At 43.5% G+C, this 16,330-nt stretch carries 10 protein-coding genes, 2 pseudogenes and 1 riboswitch; of the genes and pseudogenes, 2 read left to right on the top strand and 10 right to left on the bottom strand.

What is annotated here, in order from left to right:
• Positions 1 to 210: 210 nt before the first annotated feature.
• The 4 genes from mgtA to NFR56_RS00800 form a co-directional block, all read right to left on the bottom strand.
• The gene (gene mgtA, locus NFR56_RS00785) at positions 211 to 2,871 is read right to left on the bottom strand and encodes a magnesium-translocating P-type ATPase (RefSeq protein ID WP_150906416.1); all 2,661 of its coding nucleotides are present in this window, start codon (positions 2,869 to 2,871) and stop codon (positions 211 to 213) included.
• 206 nt (positions 2,872 to 3,077) lie between these two features.
• Positions 3,078 to 3,235, bottom strand: a riboswitch (M-box (ykoK) riboswitch).
• A gap of 35 nt (positions 3,236 to 3,270) precedes the next feature.
• A complete protein-coding gene (locus tag NFR56_RS00790) occupies positions 3,271 to 4,434 on the bottom strand; it encodes a MalY/PatB family protein (RefSeq protein ID WP_251457066.1) in 1,164 nt (387 codons plus the stop codon).
• A 1-nt stretch (position 4,435) separates the two neighbouring features.
• The gene (locus NFR56_RS00795) at positions 4,436 to 5,533 is read right to left on the bottom strand and encodes a cystathionine gamma-synthase (protein WP_251457069.1); all 1,098 of its coding nucleotides are present in this window, start codon (positions 5,531 to 5,533) and stop codon (positions 4,436 to 4,438) included.
• 291 nt (positions 5,534 to 5,824) lie between these two features.
• Complete coding sequence (locus NFR56_RS00800; protein WP_251457072.1) at positions 5,825 to 7,453, bottom strand: putative polysaccharide biosynthesis protein; 1,629 nt, start codon at positions 7,451 to 7,453, stop codon at positions 5,825 to 5,827.
• A gap of 87 nt (positions 7,454 to 7,540) precedes the next feature.
• Between NFR56_RS00800 and NFR56_RS00805 the strand changes: the two genes are divergently transcribed.
• Complete coding sequence (locus tag NFR56_RS00805; RefSeq protein WP_134974246.1) at positions 7,541 to 8,986, top strand: UDP-N-acetylmuramoyl-L-alanyl-D-glutamate--L-lysine ligase; 1,446 nt, start codon at positions 7,541 to 7,543, stop codon at positions 8,984 to 8,986.
• A gap of 38 nt (positions 8,987 to 9,024) precedes the next feature.
• Here NFR56_RS00805 and NFR56_RS00810 read toward each other — a convergent pair whose 3' ends face one another.
• The 6 genes and pseudogenes from NFR56_RS00810 to NFR56_RS00835 all read right to left on the bottom strand — a co-directional run.
• Positions 9,025 to 9,675 carry a DUF1803 domain-containing protein gene (locus NFR56_RS00810; RefSeq protein WP_134974245.1) on the bottom strand — a complete coding sequence of 217 codons (651 nt, stop codon included), beginning with the start codon at positions 9,673 to 9,675 and terminating at the stop codon, positions 9,025 to 9,027.
• Positions 9,659 to 10,171 carry a YiiX/YebB-like N1pC/P60 family cysteine hydrolase gene (locus NFR56_RS00815; RefSeq protein ID WP_118095455.1) on the bottom strand — a complete coding sequence of 171 codons (513 nt, stop codon included), beginning with the start codon at positions 10,169 to 10,171 and terminating at the stop codon, positions 9,659 to 9,661. The genes NFR56_RS00810 and NFR56_RS00815 overlap by 17 nt, the downstream gene beginning before the upstream one ends.
• Positions 10,172 to 10,234: 63 nt before the next feature.
• Entirely contained in the window at positions 10,235 to 11,170 is a 936-nt protein-coding gene (locus NFR56_RS00820; RefSeq protein WP_048689738.1) for a manganese-dependent inorganic pyrophosphatase, read from the bottom strand.
• Positions 11,171 to 11,294: 124 nt separating this feature from the next.
• The gene (pflA, locus tag NFR56_RS00825; RefSeq protein ID WP_003005017.1) at positions 11,295 to 12,089 is read right to left on the bottom strand and encodes a pyruvate formate-lyase-activating protein; all 795 of its coding nucleotides are present in this window, start codon (positions 12,087 to 12,089) and stop codon (positions 11,295 to 11,297) included.
• A gap of 214 nt (positions 12,090 to 12,303) precedes the next feature.
• The gene (locus tag NFR56_RS00830) at positions 12,304 to 14,616 is read right to left on the bottom strand and encodes a DUF8508 domain-containing protein (protein ID WP_134974244.1); all 2,313 of its coding nucleotides are present in this window, start codon (positions 14,614 to 14,616) and stop codon (positions 12,304 to 12,306) included.
• Positions 14,617 to 14,740: 124 nt separating this feature from the next.
• Positions 14,741 to 15,781 (bottom strand): annotated as a pseudogene (locus tag NFR56_RS00835) (alpha-amylase family glycosyl hydrolase); the annotation flags it as partial.
• Here NFR56_RS00835 and NFR56_RS00840 point away from each other — a divergent pair.
• Positions 15,778 to 16,254: pseudogene (locus NFR56_RS00840) on the top strand (UTRA domain-containing protein); the annotation flags it as partial. The pseudogenes NFR56_RS00835 and NFR56_RS00840 sit on opposite strands and share 4 nt — an antisense overlap.
• Between the last annotated feature and the right edge of the window lie 76 nt (positions 16,255 to 16,330).

Below are 16,330 nucleotides of genomic sequence, written 5' to 3' on the forward strand. Positions count from 1 at the left end.
CTTCTTTCTAAGCTGTTATTATTCAAAAAAGAGCTATGATAAAAGTGGAGTCAAGCTCTACTCTTTCTTTCAGTCCCTCTTTGATACTCACAGCACATGGAAATCTTCATTTCCAACTTTACATTCTTCTTATTATACCAAATTTTACAAAAAAAAGAGAGCCCTTACACTTAATTTTTTAAGTTCGGACTCACTCTTTCTATCAATCAATTACAACCATTCTTTGTATTTCTTAATATAGATACGTTTGACAACCGTCACACTCAGCATATAAAGGACGATAATAGCAAACAATAGAACAAAGTACAATCCATTTAGTTGGCTCAACTTCAAGATAGAAGCCAAAGGACTATATGGAAGGGAGGTTACAAAGAAGGCTGCTGCTAGGGTCGTCACCACGACTGAGAAGGCTGGACGACTTTGGATAAATGGAAGTTTTGGTGAACGCAACATATGAATAACCATGGTTTGAGACCACATAGATTCAATAAACCATCCAGTTTGGAACACCATGATAAAGGCTGCTGCATCTGCTGCTCCATGGTTGTAGCCATGACCTAAAATCATTGGGACAACAAGGAAGTAAAGAAGCATGTAGGTAATAATATCAAATACGGATGAAATTGGACCGATCCAGGCCATGAAGCGCATAATAGAATTGGCTTCCCAGATACGAGGTTTCTTGAGGAATTCCTTGTCGACATTGTCAAAAGGAAGGGCGATACAAGAAAGATCATAGATGAGATTGAGCACAATCAAATGAACGGGCGCCATGGGAAGGAAAGGTAAAAAGATGCTGGCAAAGAGAAGAGAAAAGATATTCCCGAAGTTAGAAGAAACCGTCATCTTGATGTACTTAGTCATATTGGCATAGACCTTGCGGCCTTCAACCAAACCTTTTTCAAGGACCATCAAGTCCTTATCAAGAAGGATGACATCTGCCGTTTCTTTGGCAATATCAACAGCAGTATCCACAGAGATCCCAACGTCTGACACCTTCATGGATGGAGCATCGTTAATCCCATCTCCCATGTACCCCACCTTGTGGCCATTTTTCTTAAGGCTAAGAATGATCCGCGCTTTTTGATCGGGCGATAATTTGGCAAAGACTGTTGTTGTTTCCACAACTTGCGCTAACTCTTGGTCTGTCATCGTATCGATTTCGCTTCCCAAAAGAATCCGCTCGACATCTAGTCCTACTTTTTCACAGACAGCTTGGGTGACCTTTTCATTGTCGCCAGTTAAGATCTTAGTGGTAACCCCATATTCTGCAAGAGCTTTGATCGCTGGAGCTGCAGAAGGTTTTGGTGGATCAAGAAAGGCCAGGTAACCGGTTAGGATCATGTCTCCTTCATCTTCAACACTAAAGATTTCATTTTCGTCCAAGTCGGTTTTGTAGCTGACGCCCAAAACACGAAGACCTTGTTCATTTAATTGAGCGACCTCAGCGAGGACTTCTTGACGGACCTCGTCTGTTAATCGTTTGATATCACCCTTGTATTCAACATAAGTCGATACAGAGAGCATTTCTTCCAAGGCCCCCTTGGTCACCATGCTAACCACACCATCTTCATCTTTGACAATGACACTCATGCGACGACGTTCAAAATCAAAGGGCAATTCATCTATCTTATGGAAGGTTTGATCTAGATCGCGGACGATTTCATGTTTCTTGGCTTCTTTATGGGTTCGATTGATAATCGCCCGGTCCATCAAATTTTTTAGCCCGGTTTGGAAATAGGAATTCAAGTAAGCCCGGCGAAGGACTGATAGATCCAAATCGCCATGGATATCAAGCGGATACTCCAAAACGATTTCATCTTGGGTCAAGGTTCCTGTCTTATCTGTACACAAAATATCAATAGCCCCGAGGTCTTGAATGGCATTGAGTTTTTTGATAACGACTTTTTCCTTGGCCATGATGATGGATCCCTTAGCAAGACTCGCTGTAATAATCATCGGCAGCATTTCAGGAGTCAAACCAACCCCAACGCTGAGGGCAAAGACACCCGCTTCTAACCAGTCACCGTCTGTGAGGCCATTGATCACAAAGACGACGGGCACCATCACTAACATGAGCCGAATCAAGAGCCAAGAGATGGTATTCATTTCTCTCTCAAATGAGGTTGGTTCGTCATAGGTGTTGATGGTTTGCTCAATAGCGCCCATCATGGTTTCATCCCCCACGACCAAGACCAAGGCTGTCGCCCGCCCTGAGATGACATTGGTCCCCATAAAGGCCAAGCTTTCACTCTCCAAGAGACTATCTAAATTTTGACTGTCGGCTTTTCTGAGACAAACCTTTTCAACAGCATCACTTTCCCCTGTGAGGCCAGATTGTTGGACAAAGAAGTCACGGGAATCAATCAAGACCACATCTGCTGGAATCATATCGCCGGCACTCAGTTTGATCACATCTCCTACGACGATTTCATCGATCGGAATTTCTTGTTCTGATCCATCACGCAGAACGGTCGCTGTATTGACAATCATACGTGATAAGTTGCTAGCTGCTTTGTCGCTCCGCAATTCTTGAATGAAGCGGATACCACCAGAGATCAAGACCAAGGTCACAATGATGATGGAGGTCGTTGGATCCTGTTCACCTGGTTTTGCTAGCCAGACATTGGTGATGAAGGAAACCAGCGCAATGACCAACAAAATCACCGTAAAAGGATTAATAATCGATTCATAGATCTTTTTGATCATGGAATCTTCTTGACCTTTTGTGATGACATTTTCGCCATAAATATCGCGGTTTTCTTCTACTTGATCGTCAACTAAACCAAGGGCACTGGTTTTGTAGTCGGCAAAGGTGCTTTCAAGTGGTTCTTGAAGAGCAGCAATGAGTCTTTCTTTATTTGTTTGCATTGGTATCTCCTTTTCAATCAGGAGCCAATCACTTTTGGAGTCCCTACGACACAAATCAGCGATTGGCTGGTTCGGTGCGGTTCGGGATGATCGTCAATTTGTATCATAGCTCTCTCCTTTCTCTTTTCTTGGTAAGGCATAAAAAAGAGTCCTACCCTCGATCGGTAGGACTCATGAAACTCGTCATTAATTTTTCAATCAAAACTCTCAAAAAACTGACCGTCCAAGCTTTAGCTCCGCAAGGCAATGAAATGAGCTTAGTCTTGACCTTTGCGATCAGGACTGTTAACCAACGAGTAGTGTCTCCACTGCTTTGCGGTAGTCATCCGTATCCTTGTGGTAGCCTCACCTACCGTATTTCGAGTTTATTGTACTCCTTCACTTACAGAAAGTCAACACTTATTTGTGAAAAGTTTCCACCAAACGTTTGGTAATTTCTTCAATGAGGGTGAAGGGAGCTGCTACATTGAGGCGGGCATGTAAGGTTCCTTCTTTTCCGAAATCTGTTCCACGGTTCAAAATCAATTTGGCTTGGTCATGGATTTTAGCATGCAGCTCATCATCGCTATAAGGATAGGCGGAAAAGTCCAACCAAAGAAGATAGGTTCCTTGGGGTTTCATGACACGGATTTTGGTCTTTTCATGCAATTCATCTACCACATAGTCGATGTGTTTTTCAAAGACTTGCTTGAGTTCCGTCAACCAAGGTTTACCATGGCGATAAGCCGCTTCTGTTGCAATATAGCCCAATCCTGAGATTTCATGTTGGTTATTGGCCAATTGCCGTTGTTTAAAAGCCGTACGAAGCTTTGGATTTTCAATGACCACATAGGAATTTTTTGTTCCTGCAATATTGAAAGTCTTGGTTGCACTAGTTAAGATCAGGCTGAAATCTTTAAAACTTGGATCAACCGTATTAAAGCTGGTATGACGGTGGCCAAACAAGGCCAAATCTTGGTGGATCTCATCTGAAACGAGAAGGACACCATGTTTTTGACAGAGGTGGCCGATTTTTTCCAAGACTTCACGATCCCATACACGGCCTCCAGGATTGTGCGGATTACACAAAACATAGAGTTTCACCTCTTGCTCCACAATGTCTTTTTCCAGCTGATCAAAATCAATTTGGAAAAGACCATCCTTTTCAACTAATGAATTTTCGATCAATTTTCGACGATTGAGCTTGACACTTCTGGCAAATGGAGGATAGACCGGCGTATTGATTAAGACAGCATCCCCTTCCTTAGTAAAGGCTTGAATGGCTGTTGAAATGGCTGGAACAACACCTTCGATAAAGACGACAGCTTCCTTTTCAAAGGAATAGCCATGCTCTTCTTTTTCCCAATCAAGGATAGACTGGTAAAGGCTATCTGATGCATAGGTATAGCCATAGACCATGTGGTCTGCATAGCCGATAACAGCTTCTCGTACTTCTGGAATGACATTAAAATCCATGTCCGCGATCCAAGCTGGAATGATTTCTGGATCTGTCTCAGTTTCTTTCCACTTGTAGGTATGGTGGGTCAAGCGATTCGGTAAAGTCGTGAAATCATATTTGGTCATCTTAAGCCTCCAATGCTTGTTTCAAATCTTCAATCAAATCATCCGCATCTTCGATTCCGATGGACAACCGAAGAAGATCATCTGTCAAACCATATGAATGGCGAACTTCTGCAGGAATGTCCGCATGAGTTTGAGTGGTAGGATAAGTGATCAAACTTTCAACTCCACCAAGACTTTCTGCAAAGGTAAAGACTTGAAGGGAATTCAACAAGTTAGGAATTTTTTTCTCATCTTGAATTTTAAAGGAGACCATTCCACCTTTTCCAGTGTAGAGGACTTCTTTGACCTGAGGGGAGGTTTTCAAAAACTCGACTACCTTGCGGGCATTCTCAGTGGAGCGCTCCATCCGGATAGAGAGTGTCTTGAGACCACGGATCAACAGATAGCTGTCAAATGGGGAAAGAACAGCACCTGTCGTGTTCAAATTGTAAAAGAGTTTGTCATACAGATCTGCATCATTTGTCACGACAACACCAGCCAAGACATCGTTGTGACCAGCCAGGTACTTGGTTGCTGAATGTAGGACAATATCTGCTCCCTCTTCAATCGGACGTTGATAGATTGGGCTATAGAAAGTATTGTCCACCACGACTTTGGCACCTTTTGCATGGGCCAATTTGGCTAAATGAGCAATATCAACTTCCAACATCAATGGATTGGTTGGTGTTTCAATATAGAGGACATCCACCGGATCATGATCTAGATGGTGGATCAGTTCTTCTTCTGTATTGGCATAGGTGAAAGAGAAACGACCTTCTTGCTCTTGTTGGTTAAACCAGCGGAAAGAACCTCCATACAGGTCACGAACGGCTAAGACTTTTGAACCAACAGGGAAAATGCTAAAAGCAAGCACAATAGCTGACATTCCAGAGCTTGTCGCCAAAGCATAGTCTGCACTTTCGATAGCTGCCAAAGTCTTCTCAGCCGTTGCGCGTGTTGGATTTTTCGTACGGGTATAGTCAAAACCTGTAGACTGACCAAATTCTGGGTGTTGGTAAGTCGTAGAGAAATGCAAAGGAGTCGTCAAAGCTCCCGTTGCTTTATCCGACTTGATTCCTGCCTGTGCCAAGATAGTATTGATATTGCGTTTTTTACTCATATTGCCCTCCGATAAACATTCAATCTAACTGCTTACTATTTTATCACTATTATGAGGAGAGCGGTTTTCCCATTTTCAAGACCTAGCTATAGTTTCAAACTATAAGAAAAGAGAGTGGGACAGAAATCGGTAATTCGTTAGAATTCGATTTCGTCGTCCCACCTCCGCACAGTTGAGTAGGGCTGTAAAAGCTGATGAAATCAGCGTAGTAGAGCCCACTCAACCACTGCGTCTTGCTCGACAATCCAAAAATAATTGAGAGGCTAGGACTTCTGTCCCAGCCTCTCAGGTTTATTTAATCCGAAATTTTTGTCTAAGACGTGCAGCTTGACCTCCGATAAAGCGGTCAAAATACCGTAGCCATAATCCTAAGGCTCCATAGATAACAACTCCTAATCCGCCAATGACGATGATATAAATCATGCTCGATACACGGCCATTTGGTGGAAAAATCCAGCCCAAAATCAAGCCGGCGATCAAGACTCCAAGTAGCATCACCACAGTCAGGATAGAACCAAGTAAGGTCCGCTTGAAGATGATGGTTCGATTAAACTGAGTAATGGTTTGGATCTCCCGATACATGAGAACGATTGGCACCATTAACGCAATGGTCGTTGACAAAAGCGGCCCATAAGAACGAAAGACTAAAATAAATGGAATTTGTAGGACCAATTTCACCACTACTCCATAGAGGAAGTAGCGAATAGCTTTGCGGTTTTGGAAGAGAGCTTGAATCATTGGGGACAAGACTGTGTAAAGACCCAAAATCACCGTCTGCAACATCGCTACGATGAAGAGTCCTAAGGCCAAGCCATCTGGTCGCCCATAGAAAACCGTATAAAGTGGTTTTGCGACTGCTACTGCACCAAAGGTGGCTGGAAGCAAGAAAGCTAGCAACATGGTCAAGTTATCCTGTACGAGCTTCCCAGCCGCTTTTAGATCCCCCTTCACATAATTCTCTGTCAAAAGAGGAATCCCAACTCCCCCAATCGAAGTCGCTACTGCGATCAAGATCATGGTGATTTTGTTTGGATTAGCAGAGAAATAACTAAACATGACCAAGAGCTGCTTTTGACTATAGTCTGTAAACCAAGACATGACATTGATAAAGGTCATCTGGTCAACAATTTGGAAGAGCTGAATCGCGGAACCTGTGATAATAAAAGGAATGGCCTCACGAATCGTATCGATCAAGAGAGCCCGAGTGTCAATCCCTTCACTTCCCTCTTGCTTTCTAAAAATAGAAGAGAGCAAACCTGTCTTTGCAAGGTAATAAAAGAGCACCAGAAGGCTCGCTCCCATCCCGATAAAGGCCGCAAAGGTCGACTGCGTCACAGCCTGCACGTAATCACCTGAGCCAATCTTCATAATGAAGAAGGTCGTGAGCAACATCCAGATGACCCGGATGACTTGTTCAGCGATCTGGCTAATGGCGTAAGGCTTCATGTTGTTAAAACCTTGGAAAAATCCCCGAATGACACTCATCGAAGGAAAGATCAAGACAGCCCAAGAAAGGCTCTGCATGATCGGAATCAACTCTTTTCCCCCACCTGAAAGACTCGCAAAGACAGGAGACAAAAGATACATGAGAATGGCAAATCCAAGGCCTAGAATTCCCATAAATTTCAAGAAGCCCCGAATCAAAGCAAAGCTATGATCGGCTTGGTCCCGGGTATTGTATTTGGCTACTTGCTTAGCAACAGCTACGGGTACTCCGGCTGTCGAAATCAAGAGAAACCAAGCATAGATATTGTAGCCCATTGTAAAAAGACCATTGGCTTGTGGCCCATATTTCCCCATCCAAATATACCAAGGAATAATATAAGCGGCTCCTAGCAAACGGCTGATAAAGTTGCTGGCTGTCATCCAGGCAGTCCCGCGTAGCATCTGGGCTTGCTGGTCATTTTGTTCGTGACTCATTGGTGTCCTCTTTCGTTTCTTCTTCTCTTCATTATAAACTTTTCCATGACACTTGTAAAATAGGGACTTTAGGTTTACAATAGTTTTATGATTACAATTGAACAAACCCTCAACATTTTAAAACAAGACCAAAATTTCCGAGAAGTTCTAGTAAATGGGGAGTACTACTACCATCTAGAAGGAACAAGTTTTGATGCTATTAGCTATGATAGCCGGAAGGTTTCTGCTAGTACCCTCTTTTTTGTTAAAGGGGCCAACTTCAAAAAAGAATACCTGGAACAGGCTATTTCTAATGGACTCGGCTTTTATGTCTCTGAAAAAGATTATGAAGTTGGTATTCCTGCCATCCTCGTCAATGATATCAAACAGGCCATGAGCTTAATCGCCATGGAATTCTATGGCCACCCTGAGAAACAATTAAAACTGTTGGCCTTCACAGGGACTAAGGGAAAGACAACCGCGGCCTATTTTGCTTACCATATTTTGGAACAAAGTCACCGACCAGCTATGCTGTCTACCATGAATACAACACTGGATGGTAAAAACTTCTTTAAATCGACCCTGACAACGCCAGAGAGTTTGGATCTTTTTGCCATGATGGCTGAGGCAGTAGCGAATGATCGGACCCACTTGATTATGGAAGTTTCCAGTCAAGCTTATCTGGTAAAACGGGTTTACGGTCTGACCTTTGACGTTGGTGTTTTTCTCAACATCAGTCCAGACCATATTGGACCGATTGAACACCCAACTTTTGAGGATTATTTCTACCACAAACGTCTCCTCATGAAGAACAGCCAAGCCGTAGTCATCAATAGCGATATGGATCATTTCCAAGTTTTAGCGGACCAAGTCGCGAACCAAGACCACGATTTTTATGGAAGCCAGTCTGAGAATCAAATTGAAAACTCTAAGGCCTTCAGCTTCTCAGCCACTGGTAAATTAGCTGGAAACTATGATATCCAACTGATTGGTCACTTCAACCAAGAAAATGCTGTGGCTGCCGGACTTGCCTGCCTTCGCCTAGGTGCGAGCCTCGAGGATATCCAAAAAGGGATTGCTAAGACGCGCGTTCCTGGCCGAATGGAAGTCTTGACTCAGAAAAATGGAGCCAAGGTCTTCATCGACTACGCCCATAATGGAGATAGCTTGAAAAAACTGCTCTCAGTTGTTGAAACCCATCAAACCGGGACCATTTCACTGGTCCTTGGATCAACTGGGAATAAAGGAGAGAGCCGCCGCAAGGACTTTGGCTTACTCTTAGAAGACCATCCTGAGATCCAAGTCTTCCTCACAGCGGATGATCCCAACTATGAAGATCCTTTGGCTATCGCTGAAGAGATTAGTAGTTATATCACGCGACCTGTCGAAAAAATCGCAGATCGCGAACAAGCCATTCAACTGGCTATGGCAACAACCAGCAAGCCTGAAGATGCCGTCATTATCGCCGGAAAAGGAGCGGATTGCTACCAAATCGTCAATGGCGTAAAAGAAGAGTATCCAGGTGACGCCGCCATTGCTGAACGTTATCTATAATCAAACGAAACAAGGCTAGGAAATTTTCCTAGCCTTTTCTATTGCTTCATAAACATCAGTCTTTCCTTATCCAAGTCCACTGCTAATTCATATTTGCCTTCATCATTTTTGCTGATATAACCTAAGACTTCTAAACTATCGACAAAGATATCTCTGCGCTTTTGCTGGACTTCTTCTTTTTTGAGGAACTTGAGCAAAAAGCTGGTCATATACTTGAGAGCATACTCAGGATTGACATCTCCCAAGATAGCATAGAGCTTCTCTTGCTTCTCCGTCAATGGATATTGGTGTTTCACCTTGTAGAAGTAATTAGAAAGAGTCTGTGCATTTCGCGCAAAGTCCGTCTCCTCTATGAGAATCGCTGCATTGGTAGTATTGCGGAGTTCCGTTTGGAAGACCTTGGCTTTTAATTCTTGATAAAGTTCACTGTCCTCTCGGACAAAGACCTCTTGATCCAGGTCCACTCGATCAGCTGACTCCAAGAAGGGCAGGTTGAGGGTGTAGCGTTTATTTTCTCGAAGGATGAAGCCCGCTTTGATATATTCCTCCATCAGCTTATCCACTGGTTGATCTGGAAATTGGGCCTTTATTTGCCGCAGGATCACATCGTCGTGCTGATCCAAAAAGTTGATCAAGTCCTTGAAAAATGGCTGACGTGTCAAACGTGTGGGATTAATGATTGTAATCATCCAAATACCTTTCTTTAAACTGTAGATAGGGTGATTGGGCTAACTGACTCGGGTTGGTCCCGGGCTGATCTAGAGGAACGGCTAAGCCAAGTTCCTTGTAGTAATCCAGCCAGAACGGACTAATCTCCTCTTCCTCATCTCCAAACTTCATGGGAATGGTCTCAAAAATAGGAAGTAGTTCTGCGATGAACTGGGAACAGTAATAACCATCTCCATCCGGATAAAAGGAAGCATTGTAGGGAGCCCCTAAAAGGTTTTCTGCCCGCTTCTTGACTTCTTTGAGATCGATTTTCGGGTAGCGATAAAGGTCATAGACTTTCTCAGCTTCAAAGAAATCTTCAGGGGACTGGGCAAGGACACCGCCTTCCACCGTTGCATGATAGACCTGTCCGTCCAAAAAGATGGCAGCATGGCTGTAATGACCAGTAGATGCCTGGATGGCCTGTCCCATTTCTGTATTTTCACTGACAAAAATCAAATCACCTGATGCTAACATGGTCTTCTCCTAGCAAAAAAGGAGCCAAAACTCCTTTTTAACGATGGGTTTCCCCATTTATCATTATGCATTAAAGCTTTCAGTCAATTGAGGAACCACTTGTTTCTTACGTGAAACGGCACCTGGAAGGAAAGCGTGGTTGTTTTCAAGTTTGAAGTTGAAAGCTGCTTCTACCTTGTCCATGTTGGCACCAAGAGCCAAGATTTCTGAGTTTGAGTTGACAATGTCTGTAATCATCAAAACAAAGTCAGAGTAGCCGTTAGCTGCATTGGCAGCTTGGATGGCTGCTTCGATTTCAGCTTGGCGTTCCAAGACTTCCGCAATATCAACTGTGTTCACTTGAGCCACACGAACATTGTTTCCGTTCAATTCAAAAGTCTTGGCATCGATGTCGATCAATTCTTCTGCTGATTTGCTTGCCAAGTTGGTACCAGCCTTGAGCATGGCAAGACCGTATTCTTCTAAGTTGACACCAGCCAATTCAGCCAATTCAGGCGCAATCACTTTATCAGATGGGTGTGTTGTTGGAGATTTCAAAAGAAGAGTATCTGAAATCAAACCTGAAAGCATCAGACCTGCGATTTCTTTTGGCACTGCTACACCGTGTTCTTTGAACATGCGGTAAACAATAGAAGATGCTGATCCAACTGGTTCCAAACGCATGTAAAGTGGGCTGGCAGTTTCGAAGTTAGCCACACGGTGGTGATCCACCACACCGTAAACTTCTACTTCAGCGATATCTGAAACAGATTGTTGGAATTCATTGTGGTCCGTCAAGATAACTTGCTCTGCACCTTCTGCTTTAGCTGATGTGATGACGCGTGGTGCTTCCACACCAAAATAGTCCAATACGAAAGCTGTTTCTTCATTCGGAGTTCCAAGAGCCACTGCTTCTGTATCCAAACCATATGCTTCTTTTGCAAGATAAGCAAAAGCTACAGATGAGCCGATAGCATCTGAGTCAGGATTTTGGTGACCAAAAACGAGAATTTTTGACATGTTTCTACCTCTTTATTTCATTTATAGATTCACTCTATTTTAGCACGTTTTGCCATTTAAAGAAAGGGAATAGTTGTGCATTTCAATAGAAAAGACAGCTGGCAGGCCCAACTGTCTATACTTTTTATCCTTTGACCCGTTTCAGGTAATCTTGGTAACTTTCTGTTTCCATCAAATCTTTTGCATTTTGGACCCGTTCTTTTGTCGGTGGTTTCACACCCTCCAATTTGTACGGAATTCCCAATTCACGCCATTTGAATTCCCCCATAGTATGGTAAGGCAGAATCTCAAATTTATCGACATTTTTAAGGGTTTTAACAAATTTTCCAAGCTCGATCAAGTCGTCATCTCGGTCTGTAAGCCCAGGAACCAAAACGTGACGAATCCAGACTGGTTTTCCAATATCAGATAGGTACTTGGCACAAGCTAGAATCGTTTTATTGGTATGGCTGGTCACAATTTTGTGACGTTCATCATTGATTTCCTTGATATCAAGAAGCACCAAGTCTGTCACTGCCATCAAGCGGTCAAATTTTTCCAAATAACGAGGCGTATTCCGGAAAGGAAGAGCACAGGTATCCAAAGTACAATGAATGCCCAACTCTTGAGCCTTGGTAAAAAGTGCAATCAAAAAGTCAATCTGCAAGAGGGCTTCTCCACCACTGACAGTGATTCCCCCTTTTTCGCCCCAAAATCCACGATAACGGAGGGCTTCTTCTAAGACATCATCTACCGTCCGCTCACGGGACTTGTTGGTTTCCATTGCCCAAGTATCTGGATTGTGGCAGTATTGACACCGCATTTGACACCCTTGAAGGAAGACAATAAAGCGGATCCCAGGCCCGTCTACTGCACCAAAACTTTCTGTTGAGTGTACCATTCCTGTTACTTTTCCATAGTCAACTGTTTCATTTTCCATTGAGGAACCTCTTCTCTTGAAAACGTTTTATGATTTTATTATAACACGATTCCATCTATTTTAAAGAGTTTAAGCTTCTTTTTGAAAAGAAACTGTTCTTTTCAGTAGTTTTCATTGTCCTAGTACAGTTTCCAATATGGGACTATCTGTCCTGTATTTTAGGAGAAAAAAAGGAGCCAGCGACTCCTTTTTTAGATCTTTCTTATAAAACACGTCAGTGAGTCATCTTTTTCTTCTTGTAGAAGACAAGACTCATCGTAGCTACTGCCACTCCAAAAAGAGCTAGATAGCTTGTTTCTTGTCCAGTAGATGGAAGGATTTTCCGTTTACCTGGTGTCTTCGTTTCTGTTGCTGCCTCTTCCTTGTCGTCTTGCTTCTCATCTTCGTTCTTGCCCTTCTCTTTGCTTTCAGATGGTGAACTCTTTTGTTCATTGGCTTGAGCCTGATGAGGGACTAGTTGAGACCCTGTATTCGATGAAGAAGGGCTGGTTTGATCTGTTGGTTGTCCTGCATTTCCTTGTTGATCATCCGTCGGAGTTCCTGGAGTTTGTACTCCACTAAAGTCGATTTGGACCAAGACAGGATCATGGTCTGATGCACGACCATGTTCCTTCATAAAGGAAGCATTGATATGGACGGGTTCAAAGCTTGCTTTAGCTGCCATGTTGTTTGAGATAAAAATGTTATCCAAAACTTGATTGCTTCCACGGTAGAAATAAGAATAGCGATCGCCTGCATCATGTTGGGCCATTAAGTTTGTTAGTTCGTTGCCAGCAAGGATCTGCGCCGTGGTTGAGAAATCGTAGTCATTAAAATCACCCGTCAAAACAAAGGTGGTCTTCGGATTTTGCTTCAAGCCTTCTTGAACGAATTGATGGATGACACTAGCTTGTGCTTCACGAGTTGGCAAGGTATGTTCCACTGCTGGTTGGCTTGCCCCATAAATAGCATCATCTCCGATTTTTGATTTCAAGTGATTAGCAATCACCACAACTGGTTGACCTTTGAATTCAAATTCAACAGCTAAGGACTTGCGAGTATGATCAAACGATGGGTCATTAGGGGCAATCCGAGCTGGATTTTTAACCAGGTGTCCCTTGTCAAATTGCGCTGCCTCGTTGCTAGTTGCTGCCTCTTTTTTGGCTAAGGTTACGCGTTCTGGATTGTAGAGGATTCCCAAACGAATATTGGAACCAGGCTTTCCTCCGTCAGCGCCATCTACTGGAGCAACCTCCGTATACTCATAGCTCTTGCCACCCAATTCCTTGATCCGATTGGCTAGTTTGCGTCCACTTTCAACACCACTGGTCGTTCCGTCATCCACACTACCATTATTGTCCTGCACTTCGATCAAAGTAATGATGTCTGGATTGTGAATTTCATGGATAAAGGAATTGGCAATCAGCGTCACCTTATCCTCTGGGGTTTCATTTTTGGCATTGTTGGCCGAGAAATTTTCAATATTGTAGGAAGCGATGGTCAGCTTGTCCTCACTTGGTTGGGTTTGAGCTGCTTGACGCTGCAAACCACCATCTTGGACTGTCAACTGTTGAGTAGGTTCTAACTTATAAAAGCTATTCCGATACGTTACCACTCCTGTTACGTCTTCTGTAAAGTAATCCTTGGCTTTTGCGACAAATTGATTCCCAACATAAATCGGGATCGTCGCTGTATTTTGCGCATGTGGCCGTAGATTCAGACCTCCAATATTGTTTAAAGGAAGGCCAGTAAAATCTTCTCCCAAGACATAGATATCTCCTTTATACTGGGGACCAAGGACATGCGGTTTCTTCACCACCGTGAGCATTCCTTCCAGGCTTTCCCAATAATCGAGGGCATCGGTTTCTGGAGCATAAGCCGTCGGATTAGGCTTCACATCTGCTGGCATGCCCGCAGTGATATTCACAGCTTCTGGAAGAGGGGCCGTTCCATCTTTTGTGATCCAAGCATCGACTAACATGGTCACTGTTAAACTATTCGTCGGTTCCTTAAAGGTTTTCCCAGCTCCCAAGGTAACCTCTTCCATATAGCCTTCCTTGACGGTACCGGTGATTTTCACCTTGTCGCCGACTTTCACCTTGTATTTGGAAATAACATAAATCCCATCTGAAGTCCGACTATTGCCATCCGATTCAATATCTTGGGCGTAAAAACCATAGCGGTCTGTCTTGGTCACCACCGCATTTTTGATGGCCACTTTTTGGCCTTCCAGTGGAGAGCGTTGCGATTCCCCTTGAATTTCCCCGATCTTAACCGTTTTCTCCTCAGTATCGTCTGAGGAACTGCTAGATGTCTCTTCTTTATCACTCGAAGCTCTCGTCGTAGCTTCTGTAGTTGTAGTTGTAGCAGAAGTCGAATGATTTGTCGAGCTTTCCTCGCTGCTAGTGTTCGTCACAAGCGCTGGCTCTGAAGTCGAAGCTGTGGTCTCGTCTGCAACTACCGTGAGAGCACTGCTAAAGACCCCCAACTGACTAGCCAATAAGGTGGCTACTCCCAGTATGCGAATCTTTTTACCGTTTTTACTCATGCGTTTCTCCATCCCTAAAAAGTTTTCCTCTTTTATTATAAGGGAATGACTTTGTATTTTCAAGCGCTTTCAAAAATATTTTTCAAAAAAACACTTCGACCCAAAAGATCGAAGTGTGAAGTACTTATGCTAAAATTGCCAGTGTCTGATACGGTTTAAGAATTACTTTTTCAGAAAGCTCTACATTCTCATAGTTGGACAAGAGCACGCGCCCTGACTGGTATTCTGCTGGAATCGCTACTTCGACTTCACTTCCATAGAAATGATTGAGTACCAAGAGTTTTTGACCATCTAAGTGGCGTTCAAAGGCGTAGACTTCTTGACTATCTTCCAGTGCTGGCAAGTAGCTTCCTTCTGAAATGATCCGCATTTCTTTGCGCAAGCGAATCAATTCTTTATAGAAGGTAAAGATTGGTCCGTCCATTTCCTTTTCAACGTTGATGTCTTTGTAGGACTTTCCAACTTTCAACCATGGCGTACCTGTTGAAAAACCTGCATTTAGAGAAGCATCCCATTGCATGGGCGTACGAGAATTATCACGTGATTTGGCTTGAATAATCTTAAAGGCTTGCTCAGGTGACTTGCCTTGGTCCAAGAGCATTTGGTAAGCATTGATGGACTCGACATCCACATAATCTGCCATCGAATCATAGTCTGGATCAATCATGCCGATTTCTTCGCCCATATAGATATAAGGGGTCCCACGTGACAAGTGAATGCTAGCAGCGAGCATGGTCGCTCCTTCATTGCGGAAGTTCTTAATATCCACAAAGCGATTCAGAGCACGAGGTTGGTCATGGTTATTCCAGTAGAGGGCGCTCCAACCACCTCGTTCACTCATTTCCTTGCCCCAGGTATGATAGAGACGTTAGAGCTCTTCAAAATCAAATGGAGTAATGGTCCATTTTTGACCATCTTCATAGTCGACTTTCAGATGATGGAAGTTAAAGGCCATAGACAACTCGTGACGCTCTGGTGCTTAATAAAGAACACAGTTGTCAATGGTTGTCGATGACATCTCTCCAACTGTCATAAAGCTATCATCAGCGCCGAAAGTCGCTTCATTCATCATGTGTAGATAGTCATGGACAATGGGTTTATCCGTATTAGCTGGTTTCCCTTCATTTTCAGGGCAATCCACCAAGACTTCGTCTTTTCCAATTAACCAGCTACCAAGAAATCGTCAAAGCTTCTGGTCTTCGCTCAGAAACCAATGTCATTCGTTTGGAAAAAATCAGTATCGATGAAAAAGGAGCTAAAAAGACAGGTTTCCCCCTTCACCGTTTGGTTTGGAAAGTAACTCAGCAACGGGTAGTGGATGGCGTCGCTTCTGTCTTAGATATTGATTACCTAGACAGAGAGCTGATCCCTGGCCTGACTAAGGAAATTGCCCAGCACTCTATCTACCAATATATAGAAGAAGACTTGAAATTGCAGATTGGCTATGCTAAAAAAGAAATTTTGATTTCACCAATCGATAATCGCGACAAAATCTTACTGGATCTTGGAAAAGACCAACACGTGGTGACGGTCCGCTCCCAAGTTCACCTAGCAGACGGACGCCAATTCCAATTCACCGAAAGTCGACACAAATTAGACAAGTTTCATTTTGTCGACTATGCAGAGCGGAGGAAATAAAGGAGGCTGGGACAAAAGTCCTAGCCTCTCAATTATTTTTGGATTGTCGAGCAAGACGCAGTGGTTGAGTGGGCTC

It is taken from the genome of Streptococcus caecimuris, assembly GCF_943193075.1.
Classification (GTDB): Bacteria; Bacillota; Bacilli; order Lactobacillales; family Streptococcaceae; genus Streptococcus; species Streptococcus caecimuris.

What these genes read in the sequence shown, in the direction of transcription:
- NFR56_RS00830 (WP_134974244.1), bottom strand. Translation starts at nt 14,616, where the DNA reads ATGAGTAAAAACGGTAAAAAGATTCGCATACTGGGAGTAGCCACCTTA.
- NFR56_RS00815 (WP_118095455.1), bottom strand. Translation starts at nt 10,171, where the DNA reads ATGTTAGCATCAGGTGATTTGATTTTTGTCAGTGAAAATACAGAAATG.
- mgtA (WP_150906416.1), bottom strand. Translation starts at nt 2,871, where the DNA reads ATGCAAACAAATAAAGAAAGACTCATTGCTGCTCTTCAAGAACCACTT.
- NFR56_RS00790 (WP_251457066.1), bottom strand. Translation starts at nt 4,434, where the DNA reads ATGACCAAATATGATTTCACGACTTTACCGAATCGCTTGACCCACCAT.
- NFR56_RS00795 (WP_251457069.1), bottom strand. Translation starts at nt 5,533, where the DNA reads ATGAGTAAAAAACGCAATATCAATACTATCTTGGCACAGGCAGGAATC.
- NFR56_RS00810 (WP_134974245.1), bottom strand. Translation starts at nt 9,675, where the DNA reads ATGATTACAATCATTAATCCCACACGTTTGACACGTCAGCCATTTTTC.
- NFR56_RS00820 (WP_048689738.1), bottom strand. Translation starts at nt 11,170, where the DNA reads ATGTCAAAAATTCTCGTTTTTGGTCACCAAAATCCTGACTCAGATGCT.
- NFR56_RS00805 (WP_134974246.1), top strand. Translation starts at nt 7,541, where the DNA reads ATGATTACAATTGAACAAACCCTCAACATTTTAAAACAAGACCAAAAT.
- NFR56_RS00800 (WP_251457072.1), bottom strand. Translation starts at nt 7,453, where the DNA reads ATGAGTCACGAACAAAATGACCAGCAAGCCCAGATGCTACGCGGGACT.
- pflA (WP_003005017.1), bottom strand. Translation starts at nt 12,089, where the DNA reads ATGGAAAATGAAACAGTTGACTATGGAAAAGTAACAGGAATGGTACAC.